Here is a 21,441-nt window from a genome sequence, read left to right as displayed (position 1 = left end):
CAATAGAAATGTATCCAACTCAAATTATCCCCCTCGGAATAGTATAACTTACTACAAAGACTATAAATCCCTAATCCATATCAGTCAAGTAGGTTTTATCTAAAAAGAAGTATTCTATTCATTTTGGGGTTGTTTTCTGTATACTGATAGGAAGAATGACTAAGGAGGGCGTATATGGCGGGTTTAATTTCAATTACGGTAACAGCCATATTTACATTGAACATATTTCTAGCGATTGCGCTCATTTTCCTCGAAAGAAGAGATCCCACTGCAACATGGGCATGGTTACTTGTCCTATTTTTCGTTCCTTTTTTCGGCTTCTTCATTTATCTATTATTTGGAAGGAAGTTAGGGAAAAGGCATTTATTCAGATGGGAAGGTAAAAATCGCATTGGTATCGAAACATTGATCGATTACCAGATTGAAGCAATCGAAAAGGGAACATTCGATTTCAGATTGGACGATACCGCCCATTACCAAGATATGATTAACCTACATCTTCGCAATAACCATGCAGTACTTACACAAGACAATGACGTGCAAGTGTTTAATGATGGTGTGGCAAAGTTTGACGCGTTGCTGCATGATCTTGAAAATGCAAAAGACCATATCCATTTCCAATATTATATTTTGCGGCTGGACGCCTTAGGGAATCGTATTTTGGATGTGCTGATCAAAAAGGCTAAACAAGGGGTCAAAGTTCGTGTCCTTTTCGACGATATCGGCTCACGGGGCTTGCGAATTAGACATTTAAAAGAGCTGATCGATTGCGGTGGTGAAGTAGCAGCGTTTTTCCCTGCCGTACTACCACTCATCAACCCGCGACTTAACTACCGGAATCACCGGAAAATAGTCATCGTCGATGGAAGAATCGGCTATATCGGCGGCTTCAACGTAGGTGATGAATACCTTGGGCATGATAAGAAGTTCGGTTATTGGCGCGATACCCATCTTCGAATTGAAGGAAGTGCACTTCATCCACTACAAACACGTTTCATCCTTGACTGGAACCAAGCTTCGGATCGAGATGATATCGTATATGCAGAACGGTACTTCCCCGCAATTCCTCGAAAAGGTTCTGTCGGTTTGCAAATTGTATCGAGTGGTCCTGACGCCGAATGGGAACAAATTAAAGATGGCTATTTGAAGATGATCTTCTTAGCGAAGGAATATATTTATATCCAAACACCGTACTTCATTCCAGATATTAGTTTTCTCGATGCGATACGAATTGCCTGTCTATCAGGCGTGGATGTTCGAATCATGATTCCGAATAAACCGGACCATATGTTTGTGTATTGGGCAACGTATTCAAATGTCGGGAAGCTATTGAAGGCCGGCGCAAAGGTATATATTTATGAAAATGGATTTATGCATGCAAAGCAAATCGTTGTGGATGATGAACTTTCAACTGTCGGAACGGCAAATATCGATGTACGGAGCTTCAAACTCAATTTTGAGATCAATGCTTTCATCTATGATCGAGAAAAATCACATGAACTCGCCGAGCTATTCGAACAAGATATGCAGCTTTCTACTGAACTAACTTATGAAATGTACGCAAACCGGACCCGTTGGATTAAAATCAAAGAATCGGTTTCAAGATTGCTGTCACCTATACTATAAGAACTAACAGAAAAGCATCCACCTGCCGAAGTGTTTCGAATAAGGTGGATGCTTCTTCAATTTAGTCCGAGGTATTCTTCAAGAGTTACATTACGTTTAAAGATTTCTTCAGCTACCTCTTTACCAACGTAACGGAAGTGCCAGGGTTCCTGCATATAGCCTGTAATTTCTTCCTTGCCTTTCGGATAGCGCAGGATGAAGCCATAGCGGTAAGCGTTCGCCGCCACCCATTTCCCCGCCTCAGTTTCCCCAAAAGAGGTAGAGGCCCAATGTTTTTCATAGTTCACTTCACCGATATCAAAGGCAAGGCCAGTTTGATGTTCGGAATAACCAGGTCTTGCACTATACCGATCAGCCTTCTCCACGCCGTCTTTCTGCACGTAACGGTCGTAAAGCGAAACTTGGTATTCATACGAACGATATGTACTGAAAGCTGTTAGATTGATGCCAGACAGCTTTGCTTCCGCTACCATTTCTTCGAATGCCTCTCTCGCCTCTACGCTTTCCTTCGGGGCAAACGTTTTTGGTAATGGGTATTTTTTATTAGCTATCAAAATACCATTCACATACGTCGGTTCATCAGGAAGTTTTTGACCTTCAATATATCCGCTTTTGTTTAGGCTTACAGGAGGGGTTGTCCCTTCTGATTTGTCCTTATCTTTTGGTGTAGTCGTTTTCGGAACGTCTTTTTCAATTTCTTTCGGCTCTTCCTTCACTTCAGTCTCAGGTTCTTCATCAACCGGCTCTTCTGTGACTGGCGGCAGTTCTACTATGTCAGTATCGTCATCTGTCTCCGGCTCCTCCGGTTCTTGGACGATCAATGGTTGTTCTTTAGGCCCTTCAATGCCTATCTGGTTTAAACTTTTATTTACATCCCAATCATTAAAGCCGATCCACACTACGATTGCGGTAAGTAATGCGCCGACTAAAAGTAGTGTAATCGTCAATGCTTTGTTGGATTTTTTCGAGTACGTGCTTCTACGCTTCCGGTTCATCTTAGTTGGCCTTCCTTCTACTATAGGTATCTCTTAACGTTTTATTATAAAATGAATCGTATTACAAAGACTATCAGTATGTTATTTCTAGTCTGTGTATGCTATCATTTATTTTCAAATGTGTAAATGAATGATTGTGAGGATCCGACATGAATAATCAAAGATGGCTCTCTATTAGTTTTTTGACGTTTTTCTTTACTTGGGGCATTTTTCTTCCCTATTGGACCGGTTGGTTGACGATTGAAAAAGGTCTCTCTGTCCCTGCAGCAAGTATTATAATGGGCGTCGGAATGATTGCACGTTCATTCTCGAACTTTCTTGTGTTCCCGTATTTGACGGCAAGAAGCTCGTATATCCAGGTCATTAAATGGACATCTATTTTATCGCTCTTATTAGCTATCCTTTATATTCCTGATTCGCCTTACATTGTATTATTCATCATAACTGTGCTTTTCAGTGCAGTATATCCTATCATTCTACCTGCTGTTGAAAGCGGTGCATCAGTTCTTATGCAAAAGGAACGTGTCCATTATGGTAAAAGTCGTTCATTCGGATCAATCGGATATACGGCTGCACTTCTTATAGTTGGAGCTGCGACAGCCATTTGGAATGAACAAGCCATCCTCTATCTCATGATCATTGGTCTCGGGATTGCTGTTGTCTTCTTCTCACGTCCGGCGCCAGGTATTTTACAAAGCATCCCCAATCGGGAAAAATCGTCTGTTCAAAAAACAGGGGTGAAAACGTTATTCGCAACAAGGGGCTTCCTTGTCGTTATGGTGTTAGCAATACTTTTGCAAGGGGCCCATGCCTCTTATTATAATTACGGGTTTATTTACCTTGATGATTTGAATATCAATGGTTTTTATATTGGAATCATTTTGAATATCGCCGTATTGTTCGAAATCTTGTTTTTCACCCAGGCAGATCGTTTATTGTCAAAAGTCAGGATCTCGACGATGTTCCTAATCGCAGCTATCGGGTCAACTGTACGTTGGGTGCTTGTATTCCTTGTCCCAACTGCGAGTATGTTCATCGGGACGCAAATGTTGCATGCCGCTTCATTTGGAATTGCCCATTACGCGTTCATTCAATACATTTCTGTAAAGCTGCCACATTCTCAGATTGCTTCAGCGCAAGGGTTTTACGCAGCATTTGCAATGAGTTTGAGTACGGCTATTCTGACGTTCCCTGCCGGCTTCCTGTATGAAATTTCGCCGGGAACCGCGTTTTTGGGAATGACCGTCTGTTCTGTGCCAGCAATCATTATTGTGTTGATGACACGAAAAAAGTTTGCTTATTAAATAGTGACGTTCTCCGGATTGATTCTGTTCCCGGGGAGCGTTTTTTAAATTGAAGATAAATCAACGGATTCACCTAAATAATAAAGTGGCATCAAACAGATTTATTTATCAAAAGAAAATGAGGAAGAAGACGATGACGAACCCAATGGCAAAAAAGATGGATAGATAGCGCATCAATTTGGATTCCCGCTCGTGGCCTTGCTCCTTGAAAGCCTTGGACCTTGAGGCGTTTGTCAACGTGAAAAGGGCCATCATCATAAGGACTGCATACTCTAACTGGCCTTTAATGACGAAGATCAGGGTCGCTAATGCGAATAAAATGATGCCTATTACGAATACTTTTGTATGCTTCATATAATTTCCCTCCAAAAAAGGCCAGAGATTGCTCCCCGGCCCATCGTATCTCTTTGTTCAATCTTACTTTTCGTCTTTTTTATCCACTTTCATATCTACATTCTTTTCCACTTTCTTTTCATCTATCTTTTCCGCTTCGGCTTCTTTTACAGCTGGAGCCGCTGGTTGTACTTCTTTATAGTAAAATTTGCGTCCAAGATACGTTTGGAAAATAAGCAGTAGTCCGCCGACCGCCCAGTAGAGTGGCAATGCTGCCATAACCGAGAAGGAGATGAACATAATCATGATTGGTGACATGTAGATGAATAACTTCATCTGTTGTTTTTGCTGTTCAGGCATTGTCCATAGGGAAACACGTGCTTGGACAAAGTAAACGGCACCTGCGACAAGCATCATGATTTTGTCCGGTTCACCTAATTTGAACCAAAGGAATTGATGCTCTTTTACTTCCGGTGGAGCATAAAGAATTGCAAAGTAAAGCCCCATGATAATAGGCATCTGGATGATTAACGGAAGACAACCCATGTTCAAAGGATTGACACCATGCTTCGAATACAAGCCCATCATTTCCTGTTGGAGTTTCATCTGTTCTTCTTTGTCTTCCTTTTCTTTCGCTGCTTTAATCCGTTTTTGGATATCTTCCATTTCTGGGCGCAGGGCATCCATTTTTACTTTCATTTCTTGTTGCGCCTTATAGTTTTTCAACATAAGTGGCATCAAGACCAAACGGATTGCAACGGTGATCAAAATGATTGCCAAACCGTAACTTCCGTTAAATGTCTCTCCAAGATAATGGAGTAGCCATTCCATTGGTTTTACGAAAATATTATAGAATGTACCTTCTTTGTTCTGAACTCCCGAACAACCGCTCAGAAAAACTGCGGCGGTCATTAATATCGTGAATAAGCCAAGTTTTTTCTTCAATAGATTCACCTTCACTATTTCAAACTACTGAAAAGTATACATCAATTCACTATGCAATTACAATTAATGTTCGTCGATTATGTGGATTTATCTATAAAATCGGGATTCCGGTCCATAATAAAACGCTTCCGTTAGGGAAGCGTTTGAATCATTCACTTTTCTGATTATCGTTTTGCGGGGCTTGGCTTGGCACTTCTTTCTTATGGTAAAGGCCGTCTTCGCCTTTGGTCTTGTCTTCGACTTCTTGATTATAATAATGGACGCTTGTTTGTGCGCCTTCACTCACCATTTTATTATCCTGTAAATCATACGGATCTGAGTGGCCTGCCTTTGTATCATCTGAGCGGTTCAGTTTTTGCGAAGTCATGAAGGAATCAACTTTTGTTTTCATATTGTTGACAGCGACCATTGCCTTATCGCGATTTTCCTTTTTACTAAAATATGCGTATGCCCCTGCAGCTAATGTAGCAAGAAGTAATCCATTTCCACGTTTACGTGCCATACCTATCATTCCTCCATTAATTTATGAATTAATTATACTGTAGTATACCCTTTGCGCGATGATTGGAAACTTCCAGTTAACCGGATCATGTCGATATGAGGTATCCCATCTTCATCATATGGTTCACTTTCCGTTTTAAATCCATGTGTTGCATAAAATGATTCCAAGTGGGCTTGTGCTTGCAGTTTTATTCGTTCTGGTTTCCAGTTTTCGTCTATTAGACTAACACATTTTTCTATTAAATTGTGACCGACTCCCTTTCCTCTATGATCCGATCTGATAATTACCCTTCCGATTGACGGACAGTCGTATTTTTCTCCTGCTGGGAGAAGTCGCGCGTAGGCAATAATCCCATTTTCGTCTTTACCGAATACATGTAGCGCCGTTTCGTCATGCCCATCGACTTCCTGGTAAGGGCAGTTCTGTTCGACGACAAACACTGCTACCCTTAACGCCAACATCTCATATACTTCGATACCACTGAGCTGATGAAATTCCGATGTTGTCCATTCTAGTTGTTGATTCATTAAATCCTCACTCACTTTTTAGATAATTTCGTTTTTTTATATTTCATTATGATGACAATCATAGTTTAATGTCAAAGATTTTGCTATTATAATAACAATAGCGGAGGTGATTCATCATGATCAGACCTATGACTGTCGAAGATATTGGATATATACAACAAATTGCCCATGTTACATGGAATGACACATATGCAGGAATCATTCCTGAGGACGTTCAAATAGCTTTTATCAAAAGCTCCTATTCCGATGCCATGATGATGAAACGCATGGAAAAGACGCATTTGCTTGTTGCTGAGTGTGAAAAAGGTACACCGATCGGCTTTCTGAATTTCACTAAAAAAGACGAGGATGGCGATTCGGAATTGACGGCTATGTACATACTGCCAACTTACCAACATTCTGGATTCGGAAAAAAGCTTTTTGATCAATCAATTTGTATGTTAGAAGACGCCAAACAGCTCTTTGTTTATGTGGATAGCAGAAATACGGTCGGACGGTCCTTTTATGAAAAACAAGGTTTTGAGTTGATAGATGTCTTTGAAGAAACCTTTGAAGGGTATCCCGTTGAAACCGCACAATATGTCTATTATATTCCTAAACCTGTGCTTGCCTATTAATAAAAGACGCTATTCCCTAACAAAAGGGAAAGCGTCTTTTATTCATTATAACGATCTCATTCCATCACTATTATATGATTGGTCTTCGAATTGCAGATCATCTTGCAATGGCTGTTTTTTTGTGAAGCATAAAATAGCAGCGATATAAAGAAGAATAGAAGGTATTGAAAGGATTCCTGCCAATAAGCCTGCGATGATGAACATGATTCCTGCAAGTTTAGCATTTTTATCTTTCCAAATATTTACGATTCCAATGATATTCAAGATAATACTGATGATTGTTAGGATGATTACTATCCAAAGAAATCCACCTGCAGAATTCAACAGGGATAAAACCATATCTACATCCGCTGGAGACAACGCAGGGTCTGCTAATAAATCCATTTCAATTTGCTGTTTAAAGGTCGGGTCATTTCTAAGGAGATTAAATACTGCCATAACAAGGAATCCCATAATTGTCCCTATCGCCGTCAAAATGACCGCAATTACAGACAAAACTTTTTCTGCTGTACGTTTCAAGAAAAGCACCTCTCTCTTTCTATTTTTTCTATCATAACAAGTATACGAAGATGAAAACCAATAGTTTCGTTTAATTTTTTTAAACCATTTTTTCGAAGTTTCAAATTATTGTAGTTAGGGTAATCTATTTTTAATAACATTAATTAGTAGGAAGCGAAAGGAGAGCATGAAATATGGAAAAAAGATAATGTTCACTTCGTCAGACATGCTTTATACCGTCGCAGGTGCATCTGTATTAACAGGATTCGTCTATGTCGTAACTTTAGCATGGGGGCTTTAGATTGAATATCACAGTATTTACAAAGGCAATCCCACTAAATAACGGGATTGCCTTTGTATTTTTTATCAAGCTTTTAAATCATCATATTCTTTATACCGCTCAAATGCTGTGACAACATATGAGCAGACAGCTTCCATTTTATATCCTTTTTCACGTGCGTATTCTGCTGCACGATCGAGTAATTTCTTTGCTACGCCTTGTCCGCGTAGGTTTTCGGATACATACGTATGATCCATTACCATGACATCTGCAAGAAGCGTCCATGTTATTTCAGCCAACATCTTTCCATCTTGTTTATGTTGGAACGCGAATGCGTCACCGCCAAGCTCTACAAATTCAAAGTCCATGAAATCCTCTCCTTTGACAGTATATTACCACATTTCAGGTCATTCTTACTTAAACCATGCCTTAATGGAGTCAATTAAGTTCTCGAAGAATTGCTTCACTTTCTCCCAAAAACTAGGATCAATTTCTCCGAATTTCTCTTTAATCGTCGTTGCCATTTCGGATAATTGATCAGACAACTTCCCAAAATCGATATTCAATCCTCGAATACGATCCATCAATTCAATCAACATTTGACGATCGGCTTCGCTAAGATTGATATTCATTTTTGTTAGTTGCTCGTTTACAATCTTCTCGACTTCCTCTTTTGTATTAGGTTTATTGTCCGCAATCGCCTTCTTGATTTCGGTCAATAATTCGGCCACTTTATCCTCGTCGATACCGGAGTCTTTCGCGAACTTTGTTGCCAAGTTCAATTCGTCATTCGCTACATCCGTCCGTTCTGTATCAAGCGTTTCGCCAGAAACTTCATATGCTTTGTAGATGCCCACCAAGGCTGAATGACCGGTGACGGGTTTTGGCGACGCCACTTCAACAACCGCATCTTCAATTCCTGCTGTCAGCATAGCCGTTGCATACATACTATTTGTGACTTGTGTAATATTGTCAGGAGTAACAATCTTGATAACAAGACCTTTCCCTTTGTCCAATCTTGTAATTTTAGCGGATGAATACATTCTTGCCTGGCTATTGCCATCTTTTATATACTTCGTAAGGTCGTTTCCGTCGACTGTTATCTCTTCGACCTCAGTGTCCTTTTCGACTTTCAGGCTTTCTTTCACACTTTCCTTTTCTGCATCAGTCAGATTAGCGCCCAATACAACAATTGGCAGTCCTAACTTTTCGTCGATAGCTGTATCGGCTTTTCTAGCGTCGGCTGCAATCCTCCAACAGCAAGCAATAAAACACAAATCGCCATCACCATTTTCTTCATAATTTACCCCTCCTTATCTTATGAAGTAGTACGTCATGGAATCCGGAAAAGTTCCCCTTATACATGCCTTATGATTGCTTTATTTCACAGAAGTCCAGCCGTCGCTTTGAGTTACCTTGCCCTCTTTCATCAATTTACCAAGGGCTCGTTTGAACGCCGCTTTACTCATGCCAAACATTTCACTAATTTCGTCAGGAGTAGATTTATCCGAAAAAGGCATTTTCCCTCCCACATCTGTTAGATACTGATAAACTGTCTCCGAATCATCACCAAGGCGCTCTTCTTTTCGTGGCAACAATGAACCGTTCAATGTACCGTCATCGTGTACGTCGATAACTCGAACTTCCACTTCCTCACCAAGGCGCGGTTCCTGTTCCCGTTCGGTATTATGGACAAAAATTCTGTAGTTTTCAGGAATGCTCAAAAAGAACGACCCTACCGGCAATAACCTGTATGCCCTAGCATTCAACTTTTTATTGAATAAATCCTTAGGTGCCTCCTCTATCAATTCCAGCACCCGTTCCTCAGTTGCGAGTCGAGCAAAAATATTGCCACCTAAATCCGTACGCAATGTCATGAACAGCTCATCATCCATCTTCGGCCATAACGCTTTTACTCTAGGTAGATCTGCTTTGTTCACAAGCACTTCGAATGATGAGCCGATGTCAACGTAGGCACCTTCTTTTTCATCAATCCGAATGACACGCCCCCAGCCGAATGTGCCAATTGTCATCTTCGGCTTATGCGCTGTAGCAGCCAATTCACTACGTCTATTCATATAAAGGAAAACTTCGATTTTCTTCCCGATTTCCGGCGTTTCATCGAATTCGGATGCATTGACAAAAATGTCATGCTCTCCTCCATCCAATATCCATCTGGAGCCTTCCTGTCCTTTTACGGTCAACTGGGCAATATAGCCCGGTTTTAGTTCTGTCATTTGTTCATCTACCTCTTCCGTCAAAAGTCTTGCCGCTCTTTTAATTTTCGTACAAATTCCGTGTCATCTTTCATCGCTGCTACAAGATCCGTTATGCGATCCATCGCATTCCAGCTCAAATGATGCTCAATGCCTTCTACATCACCATAAATATTATGCTCTTCAACACCGATTATTCTCAGAAACTGTTCAAGGAGGTCATGTCTTCGTACAAGCTTCTCTCCGAACTTGAGCCCCTTTTCAGTTAGTTCAAGGCCTCTATACCGTTCGTAGATTACATAGTCCTCGCGATGGAGTCGCTGAGCCATTTTAGTAACGGATGAAGGGAGTACGGACAATGCTTCCGCAACATCGGAAACCCGTGCTTCTCCTTTGGCTTCAAGTTGCAAATAAATCTGTTCAATATAATCCTCCATACTTGGTGTTGCCAAACGTTCCACCTCCAGTATGTACTTTCCCCTTTTTCGGGGTGTTGAACCGTCTTAGTCCCAAGTGTAGCATCGGATTGTTTACTTTTTCCAACGAATGGGTAAATTCACTATACCACTTCAAAGGAGTGAAATGTATGGGTAAAATACTTTGGTTTATCATAGTGGCATTGGTTGCTTTTTGGTTACTTGGGTTTGTGATGAAAATCGGTGGAGGACTAATTCATCTTCTATTGGTCATTGCCGGTATCATCTTTGTTGTCCAATTGTTGACCGGTCGACGGTCGGTTTAAAGAAAGGGTGCCATTTTCGGCACCCTTTTTGTCTTATGTTATCTAATAGAATCCTCATTGCACCCTAGCATATATACATGTATTTCGTAATTGTTTACCGTCAGCAGATAATGAATCGGATCTCAAAACTCCTTCAAGTTCATAACCAGTTCGGACAGCCACTGATCGGCTTTTGACATTTTCTTCATCGCAACGAATCTCAACACGGCGGGCGCCTAACTCTTCGAATGCAAACCGAGTCAATCGTTCCACCGTTTCAGTCATGAGCCCGGCCCCTTCGAATTTCGTATCTAACCAATACCCAATTTCAAATTTTGGAATGGACCAATCGATTCGATGAAGGCCCGTAGATCCAACGAGCTCTCCCGTCTCTTTTAAAAAGATATGCAGACGCAAATCTTTTCTCGTTATGAAATCAGCAATTGCCTGACGAAGATTTTCTTCTGTCGAATGAAGTTCCGCTTCCTCTTGCGCCCATGGCATCCATTCCTTCAATGAGGCGTGCGAATTGCGTTTCGCATTCCACAAGTCCAAAGCATCCTCCACTTCAGGCATGCGAATCAGTAAGCGTTCGGATTCAATTTCACTTGGTATGTTAGGAATACGCTTCGCTTTTTTCGGTTGCTTTTCATCTTCCCACATGACTGGTGTTGTTGTTCCTGCCAGAAAGTCTTCCCGAGTCATACCGTATGTCACTGCATCATAATAGGACATTTCTTTTGGAGAGAACCAGGCATTCCGTAAATGGGCCTCTTTAACAAAGCCAGCCCTTTCGAATGTTTTCCGCATTGCCAAATTGTCTTGCCTTGTATGACCCTCTAAACGGATTTTCTCCTCCGGCAAGCCGAATACGAATTCGGTAATGAGTCTAAGCGCTTTTGGGCCATATCCGAAACCTCTATATCGATCTGCAATCCGCAAATCAAAAAGTGGTATCTCATCCTGCAAATCGTAGATTTTAACGATTCCCACAATGTCTTCTTCTTCGTTTTCCACCCAAAACGTCTTCACTTCATCCGATTCATAGCCGCCTTCTTCTATCGTCTTCTCGATCAGTTCGCGTTCAGGATGCGCGTTCCCATGAAAGGGCCATGTGTTATTTGTTAAGAAATGGATAAGTTGTTCCTGTTCTTCCATTGTCCACTCACGTAATTTCATTTTAAATCCCCCGTTCGGGCTGCGTTATTATTTATGAATCCGCATCAATCGCAAGGAGTTCAGTACGACTAATAATGTCGCACCCATATCCGCGAAAATCGCAATCCATAGAGTCAACCATCCTGGGATGATCAAAAGCAGCGCTACAATTTTTAAGCCTAATGCAAACATAATATTTTCTTTAATAATCTGCAACGTTTTTCGGCTTAATTTCATCGTATATGGCAATTGTCTTAAATCATCTGCCATTAACGCGATATCCGCAGTTTCTAAAGCAGCATCCGTTCCAGCTCCTCCCATCGCGATTCCAATCGATGAAGCCGCAAGTGCCGGTGCATCGTTTATCCCATCCCCTACCATAGCGACACGACCGTATTCACCGATTAAACCTTTTATAGCCGTTAATTTGTCTTCAGGCATCAAGTTAGCACGTACATCCGTTACACCCGCAGTCGATGCAATTGCTTCAGCGGTACGTTGATCGTCTCCAGTCAGCATAACCGTGTGACGGATACCGATGTCTTTCAATTTACGAAGCACATCTTTACTTTCGTCTCTTAAAGGGTCAGTAACTGCTATTAAGGCTTGGAAAGTCTTATCCAAGAGGACAGCCATGACGGATTTCCCTTCTTTTTGCAATGCTTCAGCACGCTGTTTCAATTCTGAAGGGATTTCTGATAGTTCCATTGCCCAATTCAGGCTACCGACATGGATAAGAGAACCTCCTACTTCACCGTACGCTCCTTTTCCAGTGACCGATTGGAAGTTTACCATGTCCACTTTTTGAACACCTTGGCTTTCAGAGTAGGTGACAATCGCCCTTGCCAGCGGATGTTGGGACATCGATTCGACGGCAGCAACCGCATCAAGTATATTATTACGGGCAGTTTTATCCATAATGAAATCCGTGACTTCCGGATATCCTTTCGTCAATGTCCCTGTTTTATCGAAGGCAACCGCGTTGATGCGACCCATTTCTTCAAGATGGACTCCGCCTTTGATCAAGACGCCTTGACGAGCGGCATTGCCAATCGCCGTTACTATTGCGACCGGGGTGGAGACAACGAGGGCGCAAGGACAGCCAACTACAAGGACTGCAAGCCCTTGGTAAATCCATGTATGCCATTCCCCACCGAAAAGTGGTGGAATGATGGCAACTAAAATTGCAATCACGATGATGATTGGCGTGTAATACTTTGCAAACTTATCGACGAATTTCTGAGATGGTGCTTTTTCCGCTTGGGCATCTTCGACAAGATGAATGATCTTAGCGATTGTCGTGTCTCCGACAAGTTTCGTCACTGTCACTTCAAGTGCACCTTCTTCATTCAACGTCCCTGCAAAAACCTCATCATCTTTTTCTTTAAAACCGGAACCGATTCCCCTGTGATAGGTGCTTGATTGACAGTCGATTGACCGCTTAACACAATTCCGTCCATTGCTATTTTTTGACCCGGCTTCACGAGAAGGATATCACCGATTTGTATATCTTCAGTCGGAAGTTCTTCTACGGTTCCATTGCGGCGCACAGTTGCAGACGGTGGAGCAATGTCCATCAACTGCCGAATCGATTGTCGTGCTTTATTCATAGAATACGCTTCAAGGGCTTCACTTACTGCGAATAAAAAGACAACGACAGCCGCCTCTTGCCATTCCCGATGATAACTGCCCCAATGATCGCAATTGTCATCAACGTTTTCATGTCGAAGTCAAATCTTACGAGGTTTTTTACGCCCGTAATGAACATCCCAGCCCCCGACCAAAATGGCAGCTGCGAAAAGACCTGTAGCAACTGTCGTGTTCGGCAAATCGCGATGTGTGAAATAAAGACCCGCAATGACAAAAATAAGGGCTAACAGTGTAACGATATTCTCTTTTCTTTTGAAAAAAGGTATTTTTGGATTTGGATTCCTTTTTGTTAGAGGCACAACCTTAATGCCATCAAACGCTCCAGCGGCTTGTAGCTCTTCCACTGTCGCATCTCCCGTGAAAGATAATTTTGATGCTCCGAAGTTTACGGTCGCTTCCGATACGGAAGGGATGCTTTTTACATTGCTTTCAAATTTCATCGCGCAATTGGCGCATGTTAGATTCTCAAGTCTGTACTCTGTTTTTTCAGCCATGTTCATTTCCCTTCCCTTCATTCGCATGCTCATGGGTGATCCTGACAAGATCGGACACATGTGAATCCGATAGTGAGTAGTAAACCATTTTCCCCTTGCGTTCCGATTTTGCGAGGGCGTGTTCACGTAAATAGCGAAGATGATGCGATGCGGTGGCATTTGACGCACCGATTACAGCCGCCACGTCGCAGACGCACATTTCTTCTTCAAGCGTTAACGCATATGCAATTTTCAATCTAGTTTCATCAGCGAGCGCCTTGAATATTTGTACCATTCCGCTGACATCCGGCAAGTTCTTTTGTACTGTTTCTACGACTTCTTCATGGACAACTGTTATTTCACATGTATCCTTCACCTTCACAGAACTCACCTCATTCAAATACTCGTTTGATTGTAAGTACAGTATATGCATCTTATTCCCCTAATGCAAGGTTATTCAAACAGATCTTTGAATGAATTTTTCGCCTTGAAAATAAAGGGTTTTCGGGATTTTTATTGAAGATTATATCAATACTTCTATTTCAGTCGAATTGCATGAATATAGCCGTGGAGAAAGGGTGGTTCCTTTGTACAAAAGAATACTTATTGCAGTCGATGGATCAGAAAACTCGCAGCGTGCAGCCCTTCATGCAGCTAAGTTAGCGATCACTAACTCAAACGCATCCATTACGGCGCTATATGTGCTGAATTATGATCGGACACGGACCGATGTCCTCCTTGACGCAGATATCGCCGATCTTCATCTAAGGCGTAAGGAACGGATTGAACCTATATTGGACATTTTCATAAAACATCAAGTGAAGCATGAACTGGTGATTCGTCATGGCGAACCTGGTCCGACAATTATCGCTTACGCAAATGAAAATAAATACGACCTTGTCGTCATTGGTAGCAGAGGATTAAACTCATTTCAAGAGATGTTGTTAGGAAGCGTCAGTCATAAAGTAGCAAAACGCGTCATTGCACCCGTTTTGATCGTCAAATGAAGTAGAAAGGGGAAAATTGAATTGCAACGAGGAAAATATAATGCCATAACGGATGTTCCCGGAGTGAAAGTGGGCCATGTAACTTTATACGAAGAAAGCGGTCCAGAAAGGGCTTGTACAGGCGTAACAGCTCTATTGCCACATGGAGGGAATTTATTCGAAGAGAAGGTGCCTGCAGCAAGTTTTGTTTTGAACGGTTTTGGCAAATCAGTTGGACTTATTCAAGTGGAGGAATTAGGTGTCATCGAATCCCCATCATGTTGACAAACACCTTTAGCGTAGGGGCTGTGCTTGAGGGGACTTTGCAGCATATGCTTATGGAGAATACCGCAATCGGAGACTCCACAAGTTCATTGAACGTCGTTGTCGGTGAATGCAATGACAGCTATTTGAATTCGATGCGTGAGTTAAAGGTACGAGCCAATCATGCTGTTGAAGCAATACGGAACGCAGAAGGCGGCCCACTCGAACAAGGTGCTGTTGGTGCAGGGAAAGGAATGATCTGTTTTGGCAGGAAAGGTGGAATCGGTTCCTCTTCAAGAACGATTTCCGATGAAGGGAAAAGTTCACTTACTGTTGGTGTGTTGACATTGACCAATTTCGGAATATCCGAAGAATGTCGCATTAATGAATGGCTTGCGAAGAATTCAAAGCAATCGTTAACAGTTGAAAACGACTTGACGACATCCGAGGAAATGGAGCATGAAAAACCCGATGGCTCGATTATGATCATCGTCGCGACAGATGCACCTTTAAATGACAGGCAATTGAAGAGACTTGCAAAACGAGCTTCCATTGGTCTTGCACGAACAGGATCTACCGTACATAACGGGAGCGGCGACATCATCATTGCGTTCTCAAACGCCTATACCATTTCGCATAGGAGTGAAGAGGTAACGAATAGCTATACGATATTGCGTGACGACACACCAATCATGAATAAGCTTTTCCAGGCTGTCATTGAAGCAACAGAGGAAGCTGTTTACCAGTCGATGATCCACGCACAAACAACAATTGGTAGGAAGGAACGCGTTGTGGAACGTTGGCCTTTTATTGAGTGATCAGTTGCAGTATTAAGCAAGGTGTGTTTAAAAAGTTTTAGAATAGCCATATTAATAAGTGATGAGCCATTTTGGGATTCCCCCCAAATGAAAAAACGCCACGCTTGAATTTTCATTCATGCGTGGCACTTTTTTTATTTACGTCCAGACTCCGGGCGCCAGAGGCTCGGGTCATAAGTCAAATCTGCTCTGTGGCAAAAAATGCCACGCCGCATCTTCGCCTTATGCCCAGCACCTCTATGCGGGCGCCCTTCGCATTTGGTTTCGTCCAGACTCCGGGTGGCAGCCAAAGCCGTTACGAAGAACGGCTTTTGCGAGTAAAAGCGAAGCGTTACGAGCACGTCTTTGCCATTACTGTCGAGGCTTACCGCCACCCTTCGCTTTTGGTTATTGTGCTGGGTTAAATTGAAGGTCGATTGAGATCTTGATGTCGTCGCCTACAAGAACGCCGCCTGCTTCAAGTGCTTGGTTCCATGTAAGTTCGAATTCTTTACGGGAAACTTTACCTTCTACTTCAAAAGCAGCTACCTGTACACCCCATGGGTTTACTCCAGTTCCTTCGTACTCTGCTTCAAACGTAACTTTCTTAGTCACGCCTCTCATTGTCATATCACCTGTGATATCGTATTCGCCTTCGCCTGTTTTCACGACGTCAGTTGAGACAAAAGTGATGGAAGGGAAGTTTTCTACGTCAAAGAAATCAGCTGAACGTAAATGGTTGTCACGATCTACAGCGTTTGTATTGATTGTTGATGCATCAATTGTGAAATTGATTGAAGCACCAGTTAGGTCTTCTGGATTCCCCTCGAGTGTACCTTCTACTCCTGAAAAGCTACCTTTTACTTTTGAAACCATCATATGCTTTACTGAAAAACCTACACTCGTATGTGATGCGTCTAATTTCCATGTTGCCATTGTCAAATCCAACCCTTCTATTTTTAATTTATTTATTCCTCGTATCCTTATACCCTATTTCAATCAAGATAATCTTCTTTTATCTCGATTTCAAAGTGTATATTGATACTAACGCTTTTTTATCTCGAAGTCAAGATAGTTTAATTAAAATTTATTTATCTTTACGATTTATTTACAATTCCCTGATTAGACTCCCTATTACAAGGCTTCCTACTACTATTTTGCTTTTAATTTCAATGTATAGCCTTTTTCCACCTTACCGTCTAAAACGGTTTCATGGTAGATACCATTTGCCCAATCTTCAGCCTGGTCGTGGAACCATTTCGATTTCATATGTCCGCTTTGACCAGGTCCAACAATATGGTACGTGGTGGACAAATCGGATAAATCCGCCACGAAGCGCCATGAAGCCCCGTGATACACCGTTCCATTATCATTGAATGCGGCTGCCTGCACAGTCACGTTCGAGCCGCCTATTGCCTGTTTTTCAGGGTTTAGGAAATAGGCAAAAATCGGTGATGCCGCCGATAGGGAATGCGGGAAAGCTAATTGGTGGAAATCTCCCCACTTCCATTTTGCCGAATCGTTCCCGAACCGCTCTTCAATTTCCGCAATGGACGTCTCGAATGCATCATAGACCCATTTGTCGACGCCTCCATAGTTGGACACCCACACGCCTAACTTGCCGCTGTATGCATCCCTCAGCATTTGGTCGACAATCTGCCCTTTGCCCGGCATAAGCCTATATACGTCTCCCGGCATTTCACTACTTAACATCGTTTTCGGCAATTGCCTCATTAATTTATGGAAAACGAGCGGCGCTCCCGCTTCAGGTGAATCAATCTGATTCCATTCCCTTAACATGCTAATTACATCTGTATATCTACCTTCTTTATCCGTTGCCTCTACAGATCCAATCAAGTCTTGCAAAAACTCCCGCGCATACAAATTCGCTTGATCCATCTGCAGTTCCATCATGTCTTCCGCCGTGAAGTTATCTCCCTTACCCAAGACTTCAGCAATCCTCATATATCGATAAGGCTGTGCCCAGTATTTCGTTATATGATACGGGTATGAATCATCTACGACTTCATTGTTTGCCGTGGCGATGAATCCCACCTTCGGGTTGACGACTCTTGGTAGTTCATCATAAGGGACATAACCCGCCCACCCATATTCAGATGAGTCTCCTGGAACGGGTAGTTGAGCATCTCCTTTTTTACGTATCGGGATTCTGCCGTTTGCTTTATAAGCAATCGTCCCGTCCTTCGCTGCAAACACAAAGTTTTGTGCTGGTGCATGGAAGTCCTCTAAGGCCGCCTCGAACGTTTCCCAATTCGACGCTTATTCATCCTAATAATTGCTTCAAGCTCTTTCGTCGGTTCAAGCGCAGTCCATTGCATGGAGAATAGCGCACCCGGATCCTCCGATTTATATAATATGTTCGACATGATCGGTCCATGCCTAGTGACAATTACTTTAAATGGGACATCATTATCGCCTTTGACTTTAATCGTCTCATCTCTAACTTCGGCCTGCTCCATTTGCCGTCATAGCGAAATTGTGTCGGGTTTTCCGGATTCGGAATTTCGATATACAAATCTTGCACATCTGGGCCAACATTCGTAACACCCACGCGATATCCTCGTTATGGCCGAGGATGATGCCCGGAACACCTGCGAAAATGACCCCACCGACATTTTGCTCAGGCGATTGTAAATGCATTTGGTACCAAATGGATGGCGTATTTAATCCAAGATGAGGGTCATTAGAAAGGAGCGGCCTACCAGACGCAGTTTTATCACCAGATACGACCCAGTTATTGCTCCCGTTGAATTCATGCGGTACCAAATCCGAATTGAAGCGGCCCGCCACTTCAACTGGCGTCTTCAAATTCGCTTCGATGATTGAAGGGGCATTATCCGGATAGCTGACGAATAATTCACGTGCCTGCTCCTCAGGGAAATTGTTCAGCGCCCAATGCCTGACAGCAAGGCTGTGCCAGTTGCCTCCTAAGTCGTAGGCCATATACTTTCCTATCGTTAGTGAATCAATCGGTGTCCATAGTTCAGGTTCATAGCCAAAAATTTTGAACTCATATGGCAGCTTCCCCTCTTCCCTAGCCTGCTCGATAAAAGCGTTGACACCTTCCGCGAACCAGGCTAAAACCTTTTTCGCCTCATCCCCATATCCGTCGTATGATGCTTCAGCGGCATTACGTAAACTGAAAGTCCGAAAATTCTTGTCGGTGTCAACAGCTGCAGCCCCCACTACCTCTGATAGTCGACCACTTGCCTGCCTACGTGCCAAATCCATTTGGAATAAACGGTCCTGCGCCTGCACATAGCCCTGGGCTCGATACAAATCAGCATCCGATCCTGCCTCTATATGAGGCACACCATTCACATCCCTGACGATTTCAACGTCATTATCAAGGAAACTTACATTTCTCTCTCCGTCGATAAACGGTTTCGATTTTCCTATGTACAAATTGATGGCAATCAGCCCGATAACAAGGATTGCTGTTATCCCGCCAAAGACGGATAACAATAATTTTGTCCACTTCCCCATTCTCTTCCTTTTCACGTTTCATCCCTCCCAATATACTATTCGATGAACAGTCATTCATTTCCTTTTAAAAAATCCACGATTATTATTTCTTGTCAAAACAACCAATACCCAGCATACTTATATAATGGTGAAGCCTATATTTTCATCGAAATTGGAAGTAAGTTTCAACGCATTAGAATTGAAGGGACTGGATGTTGATGTCGAAGCATCAGTGGTTTAAGGATTTACGCGGAATTATTTCAGAGGGCATTCTACTGATAGATGAACCATTAAATAAATATACGATGACAAAACTTGGCGGCGCAGCGGATGTACTTGCCATTCCTGGAACAATCGAGGAAACGGAAGCGATTGTGCGGTATGCATATGAGAATGAAATTCCTCTCTTATTATTAGGAAACGGGTCGAATATGGTCGTTCGGGATGGAGGAGTCCGCGGAATCGTTCTCCATTTGTCCAAATTGGATGCAATTCGAGTGGACGGTAATCGGATACATGCGGAAGCAGGGGCCCTCATCATCGATGTGTCGAAGCGGGCAACGGAAGAATCCTTGACAGGCTTGGAATTCGCTTGTGGAATCCCAGGCTCGATTGGCGGTGCAATGGCCATGAATGCTGGTGCCTATGGCGGGGAAATCAAAGATATTATCTACCAATGTACCGTCTTGACGAAATCTGGAGAGCGGCTTGTTTTATCCAAGGATGAACTAGAACTTGGCTATCGGAAAAGCATCATTGTTAGCGAAGGGTACTATGTATTATCAGCCGATTTTGAGTTGGTGGAAGGTGACCAAGAAGCAATACTTGCGAAAGTAGCCGACCTGACTTTCCAACGCGAGTCCAAGCAGCCTTTGGAATTCCCTTCTGCAGGAAGTGTATTCAAAAGGCCACCAGGCTACTTTGCTGGGAAGTTGATCCAAGATTGCGGATTGCAAGGAAAGGGTTGCGGCGGTGCAGAAGTATCGATGAAACATGCAGGTTTTATCATTAATAAAAACGGTGCAACGGCATCCGATTACATTGCTACGATCAATATGGTGAAATCCGAAGTGAAGAAGCAATTCGACGTTGACTTGGAACTGGAAGTAAAGATTGTAGGAGAAGAATAAACAAAAGCGCAGGGCGCCTGCCTAGAGGCGACGGGCATAAGGCGAAGATGCGACGTGGCGCTTTTTGCCACATAGCAGATTTGACTTATGACCCGAGCCTCTGGCGCCCGAAGTCTAGTCGTAAACATACTAACTTAAGAGTTTATCCACAAAGAAGAAATAGTAATAACAAAAAGCGGATGACCAGGAATCGGCCATCCGCTTATATTTAAGTCCGGTGTTTTTTACATCATTGTTCCGTTTTGCAGACAAATTGTGTTGCTTCGGTGACACTGTCATCCGTTATCTGCACTTGACACATTTTATTGTTATTCATGAATTTGAAGATCCCGTTATTGAAGTCCGTTCCGATTTCTTTGAAGAAGATCCCTTCAAACTTTGCATCTTTCGAATGGGTAAAACTAACACGGAAGCCTTCGCCCTCTTCGACTAAGTAAGCCCGTACGCCTTTTTCAAACATGCCCTCTATTTCATCTTTTATGGCACGATCGACGGATACGACATGGAAATCTACAAATGTTATTTCTCTTAACAGCACATTCATGAACGAACCTTTTGTGATTTCTTCCCATCTACTTTGAGCAGTTTGACCGATAATTATCTGCGTAATATTATGTTTGTGAGCGACTTCTTTGATCACCTTTGCAACTGATCGCTTCTCATTATCCATAACGATAAAATCTTCAACATCAAGCTCCGTTGCAAGCTCTTGCCATCTTTCGATATAATCTGATTTTTCAGCGTCGAATTCATCGAATGGCAATGGGTCAATCGTTAAAATATATAGTGGACAATCCATGATGGATGCCATTTTATGTCCACGTCTAATGAGACGCTCACCATTTGGACCGTAGTAGACACAAACAAGAATGCTTTCGTCCATACGACCTTTTACTTTGCCCATGACCGTAGTCACCTCTTACAATTATTTTC

The 21,441-nt window shown here is 42.5% G+C and carries 20 protein-coding genes and 3 pseudogenes; 7 read left to right on the top strand and 16 right to left on the bottom strand.

Annotated elements, in window-relative coordinates; all coding sequences use genetic code 11:
• Positions 1-174: 174 nt before the first annotated feature.
• Entirely contained in the window at positions 175-1,626 is a 1,452-nt protein-coding gene (gene cls / locus QNH10_RS05410) for a cardiolipin synthase (protein WP_283733809.1), read from the top strand.
• Between the two features lie 56 nt (positions 1,627-1,682).
• Here the strand turns inward: cls and QNH10_RS05405 are convergent, their stop codons facing one another.
• Complete coding sequence (locus tag QNH10_RS05405) at positions 1,683-2,621, bottom strand: M15 family metallopeptidase (RefSeq protein ID WP_283733808.1); 939 nt, start codon at positions 2,619-2,621, stop codon at positions 1,683-1,685.
• A 149-nt stretch (positions 2,622-2,770) separates the two neighbouring features.
• Here QNH10_RS05405 and QNH10_RS05400 point away from each other — a divergent pair, with 149 nt between their 5' ends.
• Positions 2,771-3,925: an MFS transporter gene (locus QNH10_RS05400; RefSeq protein ID WP_283733807.1), complete on the top strand. Its 1,155-nt coding sequence runs from the start codon at positions 2,771-2,773 to the stop codon at positions 3,923-3,925.
• A 108-nt stretch (positions 3,926-4,033) separates the two neighbouring features.
• Here QNH10_RS05400 and QNH10_RS05395 read toward each other — a convergent pair whose 3' ends face one another.
• From QNH10_RS05395 to QNH10_RS05380, 4 genes are all read right to left on the bottom strand, one after another.
• Complete coding sequence (locus tag QNH10_RS05395; protein WP_283733806.1) at positions 4,034-4,279, bottom strand: hypothetical protein; 246 nt, start codon at positions 4,277-4,279, stop codon at positions 4,034-4,036.
• Between the two features lie 63 nt (positions 4,280-4,342).
• Positions 4,343-5,203 carry a membrane protein insertase YidC gene (gene yidC, locus QNH10_RS05390; RefSeq protein WP_283733805.1) on the bottom strand — a complete coding sequence of 287 codons (861 nt, stop codon included), beginning with the start codon at positions 5,201-5,203 and terminating at the stop codon, positions 4,343-4,345.
• 148 nt (positions 5,204-5,351) lie between these two features.
• Positions 5,352-5,705, bottom strand: a complete 354-nt coding sequence (locus QNH10_RS05385) for a hypothetical protein (RefSeq protein ID WP_283733804.1) — start codon at positions 5,703-5,705, stop codon at positions 5,352-5,354.
• A gap of 32 nt (positions 5,706-5,737) precedes the next feature.
• On the bottom strand, positions 5,738-6,232 hold the full coding sequence (locus tag QNH10_RS05380) for a GNAT family N-acetyltransferase (RefSeq protein WP_283733803.1): 495 nt from the start codon (positions 6,230-6,232) through the stop codon (positions 5,738-5,740).
• A 116-nt stretch (positions 6,233-6,348) separates the two neighbouring features.
• On the opposite strand from QNH10_RS05380, the gene QNH10_RS05375 reads away from it, so the two are divergent.
• Entirely contained in the window at positions 6,349-6,849 is a 501-nt protein-coding gene (locus tag QNH10_RS05375) for a GNAT family N-acetyltransferase (protein ID WP_283733802.1), read from the top strand.
• A 45-nt stretch (positions 6,850-6,894) separates the two neighbouring features.
• Here the strand turns inward: QNH10_RS05375 and QNH10_RS05370 are convergent, their stop codons facing one another.
• From QNH10_RS05370 to mntR, 5 genes are all read right to left on the bottom strand, one after another.
• Positions 6,895-7,368, bottom strand: a complete 474-nt coding sequence (locus tag QNH10_RS05370) for a DUF4064 domain-containing protein (protein ID WP_283733801.1) — start codon at positions 7,366-7,368, stop codon at positions 6,895-6,897.
• Between the two features lie 345 nt (positions 7,369-7,713).
• Positions 7,714-7,995 (bottom strand): GNAT family N-acetyltransferase, encoded by a 282-nt coding sequence (locus tag QNH10_RS05365; RefSeq protein ID WP_283733800.1) that lies wholly within the window; start codon positions 7,993-7,995, stop codon positions 7,714-7,716.
• Positions 7,996-8,040: 45 nt separating this feature from the next.
• Positions 8,041-8,811 (bottom strand): DUF1002 domain-containing protein, encoded by a 771-nt coding sequence (locus QNH10_RS05360; protein ID WP_430541095.1) that lies wholly within the window; start codon positions 8,809-8,811, stop codon positions 8,041-8,043.
• A 195-nt stretch (positions 8,812-9,006) separates the two neighbouring features.
• Complete coding sequence (locus QNH10_RS05355; protein ID WP_283734571.1) at positions 9,007-9,864, bottom strand: CvfB family protein; 858 nt, start codon at positions 9,862-9,864, stop codon at positions 9,007-9,009.
• Between the two features lie 20 nt (positions 9,865-9,884).
• Entirely contained in the window at positions 9,885-10,295 is a 411-nt protein-coding gene (gene mntR, locus QNH10_RS05350; protein WP_283733799.1) for a transcriptional regulator MntR, read from the bottom strand.
• Between the two features lie 134 nt (positions 10,296-10,429).
• Between mntR and QNH10_RS05345 the strand changes: the two genes are divergently transcribed.
• Complete coding sequence (locus QNH10_RS05345) at positions 10,430-10,585, top strand: lmo0937 family membrane protein (RefSeq protein ID WP_283733798.1); 156 nt, start codon at positions 10,430-10,432, stop codon at positions 10,583-10,585.
• 54 nt (positions 10,586-10,639) lie between these two features.
• Here QNH10_RS05345 and QNH10_RS05340 read toward each other — a convergent pair whose 3' ends face one another.
• The 3 genes and pseudogenes from QNH10_RS05340 to QNH10_RS05330 all read right to left on the bottom strand — a co-directional run bounded on the left by QNH10_RS05340 (position 10,640) and on the right by QNH10_RS05330 (position 14,278).
• Positions 10,640-11,743, bottom strand: a complete 1,104-nt coding sequence (locus QNH10_RS05340; RefSeq protein WP_283733797.1) for a GNAT family N-acetyltransferase — start codon at positions 11,741-11,743, stop codon at positions 10,640-10,642.
• A gap of 27 nt (positions 11,744-11,770) precedes the next feature.
• Positions 11,771-13,872 (bottom strand): annotated as a pseudogene (locus QNH10_RS05335) (heavy metal translocating P-type ATPase).
• The gene (locus tag QNH10_RS05330; RefSeq protein WP_283733796.1) at positions 13,859-14,278 is read right to left on the bottom strand and encodes an ArsR/SmtB family transcription factor; all 420 of its coding nucleotides are present in this window, start codon (positions 14,276-14,278) and stop codon (positions 13,859-13,861) included. The pseudogene QNH10_RS05335 and the gene QNH10_RS05330 overlap by 14 nt, the downstream one beginning before the upstream one ends.
• 154 nt (positions 14,279-14,432) lie before the next feature.
• On the opposite strand from QNH10_RS05330, the gene QNH10_RS05325 reads away from it, so the two are divergent.
• Together QNH10_RS05325 and QNH10_RS05320 are read left to right on the top strand one after the other, a co-directional pair.
• A complete protein-coding gene (locus tag QNH10_RS05325; protein ID WP_283733795.1) occupies positions 14,433-14,852 on the top strand; it encodes a universal stress protein in 420 nt (139 codons plus the stop codon).
• A 21-nt stretch (positions 14,853-14,873) separates the two neighbouring features.
• Positions 14,874-15,913 (top strand): annotated as a pseudogene (locus tag QNH10_RS05320) (DmpA family aminopeptidase).
• A 387-nt stretch (positions 15,914-16,300) separates the two neighbouring features.
• Here the strand turns inward: QNH10_RS05320 and QNH10_RS05315 are convergent.
• Positions 16,301-16,828 (bottom strand): YceI family protein, encoded by a 528-nt coding sequence (locus tag QNH10_RS05315; protein WP_283734570.1) that lies wholly within the window; start codon positions 16,826-16,828, stop codon positions 16,301-16,303.
• Between the two features lie 216 nt (positions 16,829-17,044).
• Positions 17,045-19,399, bottom strand: a pseudogene (locus QNH10_RS05310) (penicillin acylase family protein).
• Positions 19,400-19,596: 197 nt separating this feature from the next.
• Here QNH10_RS05310 and murB point away from each other — a divergent pair.
• Positions 19,597-20,508: a UDP-N-acetylmuramate dehydrogenase gene (gene murB, locus QNH10_RS05305; RefSeq protein ID WP_283734569.1), complete on the top strand. Its 912-nt coding sequence runs from the start codon at positions 19,597-19,599 to the stop codon at positions 20,506-20,508.
• A 229-nt stretch (positions 20,509-20,737) separates the two neighbouring features.
• Here murB and QNH10_RS05300 read toward each other — a convergent pair whose 3' ends face one another.
• Positions 20,738-21,412 (bottom strand): adenine nucleotide alpha hydrolase family protein, encoded by a 675-nt coding sequence (locus tag QNH10_RS05300; RefSeq protein WP_283733794.1) that lies wholly within the window; start codon positions 21,410-21,412, stop codon positions 20,738-20,740.
• Positions 21,413-21,441: the final 29 nt, after the last annotated feature.

This window comes from Sporosarcina thermotolerans (assembly GCF_030067815.1).
GTDB classification, from domain to species: Bacteria; Bacillota; Bacilli; order Bacillales_A; family Planococcaceae; genus Sporosarcina; species Sporosarcina thermotolerans.
This window is presented reverse-complemented; position numbering and strand designations above follow the sequence as displayed.

Excerpts from the sequence above, each read along its gene's own strand:
- cls (WP_283733809.1), top strand. The coding sequence starts at position 175 with ATGGCGGGTTTAATTTCAATTACGGTAACAGCCATATTTACATTGAAC.
- QNH10_RS05405 (WP_283733808.1), bottom strand. The coding sequence starts at position 2,621 with ATGAACCGGAAGCGTAGAAGCACGTACTCGAAAAAATCCAACAAAGCA.
- QNH10_RS05400 (WP_283733807.1), top strand. The coding sequence starts at position 2,771 with ATGAATAATCAAAGATGGCTCTCTATTAGTTTTTTGACGTTTTTCTTT.
- QNH10_RS05395 (WP_283733806.1), bottom strand. The coding sequence starts at position 4,279 with ATGAAGCATACAAAAGTATTCGTAATAGGCATCATTTTATTCGCATTA.
- QNH10_RS05385 (WP_283733804.1), bottom strand. The coding sequence starts at position 5,705 with ATGGCACGTAAACGTGGAAATGGATTACTTCTTGCTACATTAGCTGCA.
- QNH10_RS05380 (WP_283733803.1), bottom strand. The coding sequence starts at position 6,232 with ATGAATCAACAACTAGAATGGACAACATCGGAATTTCATCAGCTCAGT.
- QNH10_RS05375 (WP_283733802.1), top strand. The coding sequence starts at position 6,349 with ATGATCAGACCTATGACTGTCGAAGATATTGGATATATACAACAAATT.
- QNH10_RS05365 (WP_283733800.1), bottom strand. The coding sequence starts at position 7,995 with ATGGACTTTGAATTTGTAGAGCTTGGCGGTGACGCATTCGCGTTCCAA.
- QNH10_RS05355 (WP_283734571.1), bottom strand. The coding sequence starts at position 9,864 with ATGACAGAACTAAAACCGGGCTATATTGCCCAGTTGACCGTAAAAGGA.
- QNH10_RS05345 (WP_283733798.1), top strand. The coding sequence starts at position 10,430 with ATGGGTAAAATACTTTGGTTTATCATAGTGGCATTGGTTGCTTTTTGG.
- QNH10_RS05340 (WP_283733797.1), bottom strand. The coding sequence starts at position 11,743 with ATGAAATTACGTGAGTGGACAATGGAAGAACAGGAACAACTTATCCAT.
- QNH10_RS05330 (WP_283733796.1), bottom strand. The coding sequence starts at position 14,278 with ATGCATATACTGTACTTACAATCAAACGAGTATTTGAATGAGGTGAGT.
- QNH10_RS05315 (WP_283734570.1), bottom strand. The coding sequence starts at position 16,828 with ATGGCAACATGGAAATTAGACGCATCACATACGAGTGTAGGTTTTTCA.
- murB (WP_283734569.1), top strand. The coding sequence starts at position 19,597 with ATGTCGAAGCATCAGTGGTTTAAGGATTTACGCGGAATTATTTCAGAG.
- QNH10_RS05300 (WP_283733794.1), bottom strand. The coding sequence starts at position 21,412 with ATGGGCAAAGTAAAAGGTCGTATGGACGAAAGCATTCTTGTTTGTGTC.